This window comes from Clostridium sp. CCUG 7971 (assembly GCF_017590215.1).
In the GTDB taxonomy this organism is placed as follows: Bacteria; Bacillota; Clostridia; order Peptostreptococcales; family Peptostreptococcaceae; genus Faecalimicrobium.
In genome coordinates this window covers 34,750-42,341 of record NZ_JAFFPK010000012.1, presented here as the reverse complement: position 1 = coordinate 42,341, position 7,592 = coordinate 34,750, and the positions used below count along the sequence as shown (strand labels likewise).

Genomic DNA, 7,592 nt, shown 5'->3' with positions numbered 1-7,592 from the left:
AAACCATAAAGCTATTTTTTTATACAAATGGATAAAAAAATATTATATTGGACATACTACAAAAGAATTAGATTATAGGGAGGATTACATATGTCAACAGTAAACTTTGAAGAAGTAAAAACTAAATTTATAAATGCTGATTTAGACGAAAAAATACGCATATATACTACAACAGAAGGATTAACAGTACCTCAATTTAGAGAGTTACTAAAATATTATCCAATACAACATTTATCAAAATTAGAAAAAGCATTAGGATAATAGCTTATAATAAAAAATTATTAGATTAATATAAAAATAAAAGGAAGTCAAACTGACTTCCTTTTATTTTTGTTAACTTTTAATATTTTTATTAACATAATTATAAATTCTTTCATTTCCTAAATCTATAAATCCAGTACTTATATATTTTATTATATTCTCAACATCTATGGCATTAAGGTATTCATAGGGAATTGATAAACTATATCCTGTAGAAGACAGTAGATTTTTTAATTTGATTTTTTGGCTTATAGGTGGCTTTTCTGGCACGACCTTATGCTTTCTTTTCTTACTGTTATGTAAGTTTTCATTTTGAATGTCAATTAAAGTTTCTATATAACTAATGTAAGATTCTTTAAAATCTTTACCATCTAAAGTTTTTTGGTCTAATATATCATTTATATCACCATTAGATAAAATATTATCTGCAAACTTATCTGCGGTTAACTTACCAGTTATAATTCCTTTTTGGTATTTTCTAAGTACTTTCTTTGTGTAGCTATAAACTTTGCTACGAGTTTCTAGGTCAAGCTGCTCGATTTGCATAAAAACACTCCTTCTATTTGAACATCAAGATAATTTGATAAACATTTGTTTAAAAGATTTGATATTTTTATTATTGACAAGTATAAAAAATATTATAATTGTAAAAATTACAAATATATGTAAAAGGAGTGATAAGATATGATAAATGGCATAATAAAGCTATTTTATTCAGAGGTCGTAAAGACTAAAATGAAGGGGATGTCATCTAGTGATTATAAAATAAGGGATGAGTATAAAGAAATTAAAAATATAAGTTTGAAAATAGATAGTATGTTTTTTAAATGCTTAAAATTTATAATGGGTTCAATAATTCTTATATTATCATTTAATATAAATGTTATATTTGGTATAGGTACATTTTTAGTTGAGGTTGCTTACATTGTTTACAAAAAAATGTTAGAACAACAAGTAAAGATGAGTATAGATACTTTAAAAAATAATATAAATAGTATAGAACTTCCAAAAGTAAACGGTGTTACAGAGAGAAGTAAATCCCAAATTAATATACTAATAACACTTTTAGTAATTGGACTTTTAACTAGTTTTAATTGGTCTGTGGTCATTAGTTTTATAGTTGTTTTTATATTTACTATAAAAGACATATATAGTAATATTAAATAGACCAATAAATTAGGGGGGAGGCGCTAACATGAGTAATACTAATAATGATAATTATAAAATGAAAAATATAGTAGAAATATCAGCCATGGTAACGGAATCCTCAGATTTTTTGCTATAAAAGATAAAATAGTGGAAAAGATGCTTGAAGTTGTTCATCCAACTAAGGCATGTGTTAATTTATTTTACAAAAATAACTATCAACATGCCTATTTAGTGTGTTCTGAAACATTAGAATATATACCGCAGGTTTTTCCTGTTAATAGTCCAAGAGGGGTAAGGATAGATTTCTCAGAATATCCTGTATATGTACAAGAATCAGTTAAAGAAAAGAAAATAATATATATAAAAAATGTATTTGAAGATAATCGAGCTATAAATGAAAGAAAATTAGCAAAATCCGAAGGATATATAGGAAGAATAGTTTTTCCGTTTATAATAAATAAAGCAGTCGTAGGATTTATGACTTGTTTTTTAACTGAAGAAGATCATATAACTGAAGCAGATGTAGACTTTATATCATCAGTTGCATCTTTAATAGCGCTATCAATAGAAATAACGACTAAAAATAATTCTACATTATTATTAGTACACAAGTTAAGAGGAGCAATAGCATCTATAAATGAAGCTACAAAAAAGCTTTATCTTAACAATAATATAAATGGATTCTTAGAACACTTAAGTAAACAAGCATGTAATATAACTAATAGTAAAGAAGCTTTAATAATTATAGATGAAAAAGAGTTTAAGCATAAAGTATGTAATTATTATAGTATTGAAGGTAAAAATGAAACTAATATATATCCAATAATTGATGAAATATTATCACAAGATTCTATGGGGTATTACAGAAATAATATAAAATCTAAAAATGATTCTAAAATTAAAAGTTATATATTTGCTAAATTAAAAAATAAAGATGAAATTATAGGATGTATAGTTTGTGCAAATAGCCAAAACTATACTAGTGATGATTTAAATATACTAGGAGTACTAGCAAAGCAAATATCAGTTGGTGTACAACTTTATGAATATAATATAGAAGAAGTTAAACACAAAGTACTTGCAAATGAATTAAATTTATTGAATAGACAGCAAAAACTTATAATGGATAAAAGTGAAATGGATGTTACAAATGAAAAAGAATTAAACTTTTATCATAATCCAGCAAGAGTAGTAGGAGGAGATTTCTACTATGCAATGAGAGTTGACGAACATAATGTATTTTATATAGTAGCAGACGTTATGGGACATGGTATAGTCTCAAATTACGTTGTAGCTATGATAAAGGGAGCATTTAAAGTATTATGCTATCAATATAAAAAAGCATCAGATGTAATGACAAATTTAAATAAAATATTATATGATGAATTTGATAAGATGGGTGTATTTACAACCTGTTTAATAACTTTATTAAATACAAAAGAAAATACAATAACTGTATCGAATGCAGGGCATTATAGCCCTATAATTATAAAAAATGATGGCTCTATAGTTAGAGATATAAAATGTCAAAAGGGTATACCAATTGGAATAATGGATGATGCACACTATAGTGATAATGTTATAAAAATAGATGATTATCCAATGGTTTGTATGTATACAGATGGGGTATTAGAAATAAATAATTCATCAAAGGAAGAATACTCTATATTTAGACTTGAAAAGTTTATGCAAAATAATTTTAAATACAGTAAAGATGTTATAGTAGAAAAATTAAAAAAAGAACTAAAAGAGTTTTCTAATAAAGATCATTATGATGATGATATACTAATAGTAATGCTAAAAGATAAATAGGGGGAAAATACCTATGGATACAGAGATACTTTTAATAAATGCAAGTCCAAGAAAAAATAGCAACTGCTTTTCAATAGCAGATAGAATAAGTAAAGAATTAGAGAAAAACAATATAAGTTATAAAATATTTAATATATATGATATGGATATTGAATATTGCACAGCTTGTGGTTTTTGTGACAAAAAAGGATATTGTAAATTCAAAGATGATATGACACCAATGTATGGTATGTTTGATAAAGCAAAAGGAGTTATAGTTATAAGTCCTGTACATTTTGATAGCGTATCAGCAAAGTTAAAAACAGTAGTAGATAGAACTCAAGCTATATATGCAAGTAAATATATACTAAATAATTCTATGATAGATAGAAGTAAAAAACGTATAGGAATGTATATAGCTGTCGGTGGAAGTAAGCCTTACGAAAGTCAGTTTTTAGGTGGACAAATAGTAATGGACTTTTTCTTTAAAAGTGTAAATAATAAGTTATTATATAAACTTTATTTAAATGATACAGATAAACTAGGATATAAAGAGAATAATGAATTTAAAACAAAATTAGATGAAAATATAAGTAAATATATAAAAGACATAAAAGAGCTTGATTAATCAGGCTCTTTTAGATATTAGGAAATTTAGATATAAGGAGAAATTATGCTTAGATATTTAACTAGTGGAGAATCACATGGAAAAAGTTTAATTTCAATATTGGATGGAGTTCCATCAAATATTGAGTTAAACATAGATGAAATAAACCGTGAACTTCAAAAAAGACAATGTGGATATGGTCGCGGCGGTAGAATGAAGATAGAAAAAGATAAAATAAATATATTAGGTGGAGTTAGAGGTAAAATAACTTTAGGAGGTCCTATTTCTATAGAAGTAAAGAATAAGGACTATGAAAACTGGATAAAGTTTATGAATCCAATGGATAAAGTAGATTTTGAAAGTAGAAAAGTAAGTAATGTAAGACCAGGACATGCAGATTTAACTGGATGTTTAAAGTATGATTTTGATGATGCAAGAAATGTACTAGAAAGATCTAGTGCTAGAGAAACTGCTAGTAAAGTTTCTGTTGGAGCAATATGTAAGCAAATACTTAAAAATTTTGATATAGATTTTGCTTCTCATGTTGTTCAAATAGGTAATGCTAGAAATAATAATATATATGATTTTGAGTATATAAAAAATAATGTAGATAACAGCGAAGTAAGATGTGTAAATAAAGATATAGAATTAAAAATGATAGATGAAATAACTAAAGTTAAATCTGAAGGTGATACTTTAGGTGGAGTTATAGAAATAAGAGTTAAAAATTTAATACCAGGACTAGGATCTTATACTCAATTTGATAAAAAGATTGATGGAGAACTAGCTATGCACTTAATGAGTATACAAGCTATTAAAGGTGTTGAAATTGGTATTGGATTTGACGTGGCATCATTACCTGGTTCAAATGTAATGGATGAGATATATCACAATAAAGAAGAAGGAATAAAAAGAAAAACAAATAGATTAGGTGGAATCGAAGGCGGAATGACAACTGGAGAAGAAATAGTAATAAGATGTGCTATGAAGCCTATTCCAACATTATATAAACCACTTGATTCAATAGATATAAATTCACTTGAAAGCTATAAGGCAAGTACAGAAAGATCTGATAATTGCGCAGTTCCTGCATGCAGTGTTGTTTGTGAAAATGTTGTAGCTTTTGTCATTTGTAAATATTTTTTAGATAAAATAGGTGGAGATAACTTAGCAGATTTAAAAGCAAATTATAATTCATATATAAAAAGGCTAGGTGAAAGAGGATGGAAAAAATAACAAACTCTGTTTGTAATGTAGCAATAGATAACAGTTATAAATATTTTAATGAAGTAGTATGCTATTTTAATGAAAAAAATAATTGCAGTATTAATGATATATATGACAATATATTGATAATAACTGACCAAAATGTATATAATCATCAATTGGATAAATTAATAGATAATATAAATGCTAAATCAATATACGAATATATAATTCCATCAGGTGAAGATTCAAAATCATTATCAATGTATGAAGAAATAATGAAATATTGTGTAAGAATGAATTTATCAAGAAAGTCAGTTATAGTAGCTTTAGGTGGAGGAGTAGTTGGTGATTTAGCAGGATACGTTGCATCTACTTATATGAGAGGAATAGATGTAATTCAGATTCCAACTAGTTTACTTGCACAAGTTGACTCATCAATTGGTGGAAAAACAGGAATAAACTTAGATAATTTTAAAAATATAATAGGAACTTTTTATCAACCTAAACTTACATATATAAATGTAGATGCTTTAAAAACTTTAAACGAAGAAGAGTTTTTAAGTGGAATGGCTGAAGTTATAAAATATGCAGTAATTTATGATTATAAATTTTTAGATTACTTAATAGAAAATAGCAAATCAATACTAAATAGAGAAAGTGAACACTTATATTATATAGTTAAAAAATGTGCAAGTATAAAAGTAGATGTAGTAGGAATCGATGAAAAAGAAGGTGGACTTAGAAAAATATTAAACTTTGGTCATACATTTGGTCATGGAGTAGAGAAACTTTGTAAAATAAGTCATGGTTATGCAGTAAGTATAGGCATGAATATGGCTTTTAAATTATCACTAAAAGAAAGTATTATATCAAATGATTATTATGAGTTATTTGTAAAAGTATGCAATAAGTACGATTTACCTTTAACTTTTAAAATGGAAGATGGTATTGATTCATCAAATAATATAGAAGAAGAAATATTAAATATAATGAAAAGCGATAAGAAAAATAGTTTTGGTAAAATTAATTTAGTTTTACCTATAGATTTAGGTAAAGTAGAAGTAATAGATAGTATAGAAGAAGATAAAATACTACAAATAATAAAGGAGTGCCATAATGCTTAAAGGAAGTTTTGAACTTATAGGGGATAAGTCTATATCTCATAGAGCTATAATGTTTTCTTCAATATCAAAAGGACACAATAGAATAAGTAACTTCTTAATGGGACAAGATTGCTTAAGCACAATATCTTGTTTTAGAAAAATGGGAGTAGGTATAAATTTTGAAGGAAAAGATGTAATAGTAAAAGGAAATGGACTTTATGGACTTAAAAAGCCAATAGATATTTTAGATGTAGGAAATTCAGGTACTACAATAAGACTTATAATGGGTATACTTGCAGGTAATGAATTTGACGCAACTTTAGTAGGTGATGAATCTATAGGTAAAAGGCCTATGAAAAGAGTAACAGATCCACTTAAGAGTATGGGGTGTAAAATAGAAGGAAGAGATGATGGAAATTTAACTCCTATAAAAATATATGGAGGAAACCTAAATTGTATAGATTATAAAATGCCAGTTGCATCAGCACAAGTAAAGTCAGCTATAATACTTGCAAGTCTTTATGCAAATGGACAAAGTATTATACATGAAAAAGCAAGAAGTAGAAATCATAGTGAAATAATGCTTAAATCATTTGGTGCAAATATAAGTGTAGAGGATTTAAAAATAAATATTAACCCAGTTGAGGAACTATATAGCCAAGATATTTATGTTCCAGGTGATATTTCATCAGCAGCATTTATAATAGTTGGAGCATTAATAACTAAAGGTTCAGAGGTATTAATAAAAAATATTGGCCTAAATGAAACTAGAACAGGGATAATTGATGTAGTAAAATCAATGAATGGTAATATAGAAATATTAAACAAAAGATTAGTAGGCGGAGAAGTCGTTGGAGACTTATTAGTAAAATATAGTGATGAACTACAGTCAACTACAATAGATAAAAATATAATACCAAAATTAATAGATGAAATCCCAATAATAGCAGTACTAGCAAGCCAAGCTGAAGGAAGTACTATAATAAAAGATGCAAAAGAATTAAAAGTAAAAGAAAGTAATAGAATAAAAGCTACAGTAGATAACTTAAAGAAAATGGGCTGTAATATAGAAGAATTAGAAGATGGAATGGTTATAAATGGAAAATGCTCTTTAAAAGGAGCGAAAATAGAAACATTTAAAGATCATAGAATAGCTATGGCATTTTCAATTGCAAATTTAATATCTGATGGAGAAGTTAAGTTAGATAATAAAGAATGCATTGATATATCATTCCCAGGATATTTTAATTTATTAAAAGAATTATGCAAGTAAAAATAAATTATATAAAGAATAAAATTAAATACTAATTAACAAAATAGTATAAAAGGATTTTTTATAATGCAATAGAAATGTTTTAATAGAGAAATGATTTTTAATATACAAAAGTGTAGAAAATAATTTGATTTAGTAAGAACTTTTATGTATAATTGTATAGTGTATACAATAATTAACAAATTAACAAATTAACAGG

At 26.0% G+C, this 7,592-nt stretch carries 8 protein-coding genes; 7 read left to right on the top strand and 1 reads right to left on the bottom strand.

Going from position 1 to position 7,592, the window contains the following annotated elements:
• Window positions 1–90 precede the first annotated feature (90 nt).
• On the top strand, window positions 91–261 hold the full coding sequence (locus JWF52_RS02185) for a hypothetical protein (protein WP_147568456.1): 171 nt from the start codon (window positions 91–93) through the stop codon (window positions 259–261).
• Between the two features lie 72 nt (window positions 262–333).
• Here JWF52_RS02185 and JWF52_RS02180 read toward each other — a convergent pair whose 3' ends face one another.
• Window positions 334–807 (bottom strand): hypothetical protein, encoded by a 474-nt coding sequence (locus JWF52_RS02180; RefSeq protein ID WP_208331710.1) that lies wholly within the window; start codon window positions 805–807, stop codon window positions 334–336.
• A gap of 138 nt (window positions 808–945) precedes the next feature.
• On the opposite strand from JWF52_RS02180, the gene JWF52_RS02175 reads away from it, so the two are divergent.
• The 6 genes from JWF52_RS02175 (at window position 946) to aroA (ending at window position 7,393) form a co-directional block, all read left to right on the top strand.
• Window positions 946–1,428: a hypothetical protein gene (locus JWF52_RS02175; RefSeq protein WP_208331709.1), complete on the top strand. Its 483-nt coding sequence runs from the start codon at window positions 946–948 to the stop codon at window positions 1,426–1,428.
• 138 nt (window positions 1,429–1,566) lie between these two features.
• Entirely contained in the window at window positions 1,567–3,222 is a 1,656-nt protein-coding gene (locus tag JWF52_RS02170) for a SpoIIE family protein phosphatase (RefSeq protein WP_286183964.1), read from the top strand.
• A 13-nt stretch (window positions 3,223–3,235) separates the two neighbouring features.
• Window positions 3,236–3,829 (top strand): flavodoxin family protein, encoded by a 594-nt coding sequence (locus JWF52_RS02165; RefSeq protein ID WP_208331708.1) that lies wholly within the window; start codon window positions 3,236–3,238, stop codon window positions 3,827–3,829.
• Between the two features lie 45 nt (window positions 3,830–3,874).
• Window positions 3,875–5,044, top strand: coding sequence for a chorismate synthase (aroC, locus tag JWF52_RS02160; RefSeq protein ID WP_208331707.1), 1,170 nt, complete (start codon window positions 3,875–3,877; stop codon window positions 5,042–5,044).
• Window positions 5,032–6,141, top strand: coding sequence for a 3-dehydroquinate synthase (gene aroB / locus JWF52_RS02155; protein ID WP_208331706.1), 1,110 nt, complete (start codon window positions 5,032–5,034; stop codon window positions 6,139–6,141). Before aroC ends, aroB begins: the two co-directional genes overlap by 13 nt.
• A complete protein-coding gene (gene aroA / locus JWF52_RS02150; RefSeq protein ID WP_208331705.1) occupies window positions 6,134–7,393 on the top strand; it encodes a 3-phosphoshikimate 1-carboxyvinyltransferase in 1,260 nt (419 codons plus the stop codon). Before aroB ends, aroA begins: the two co-directional genes overlap by 8 nt.
• Window positions 7,394–7,592: the final 199 nt, after the last annotated feature.

Coding starts and splice junctions, on each gene's coding strand:
- JWF52_RS02185 (WP_147568456.1), top strand. CDS start 91: ATGTCAACAGTAAACTTTGAAGAAGTAAAAACTAAATTTATAAATGCT.
- JWF52_RS02180 (WP_208331710.1), bottom strand. CDS start 807: ATGCAAATCGAGCAGCTTGACCTAGAAACTCGTAGCAAAGTTTATAGC.
- JWF52_RS02175 (WP_208331709.1), top strand. CDS start 946: ATGATAAATGGCATAATAAAGCTATTTTATTCAGAGGTCGTAAAGACT.
- JWF52_RS02170 (WP_286183964.1), top strand. CDS start 1,567: ATGCTTGAAGTTGTTCATCCAACTAAGGCATGTGTTAATTTATTTTAC.
- JWF52_RS02165 (WP_208331708.1), top strand. CDS start 3,236: ATGGATACAGAGATACTTTTAATAAATGCAAGTCCAAGAAAAAATAGC.
- aroC (WP_208331707.1), top strand. CDS start 3,875: ATGCTTAGATATTTAACTAGTGGAGAATCACATGGAAAAAGTTTAATT.
- aroB (WP_208331706.1), top strand. CDS start 5,032: ATGGAAAAAATAACAAACTCTGTTTGTAATGTAGCAATAGATAACAGT.
- aroA (WP_208331705.1), top strand. CDS start 6,134: ATGCTTAAAGGAAGTTTTGAACTTATAGGGGATAAGTCTATATCTCAT.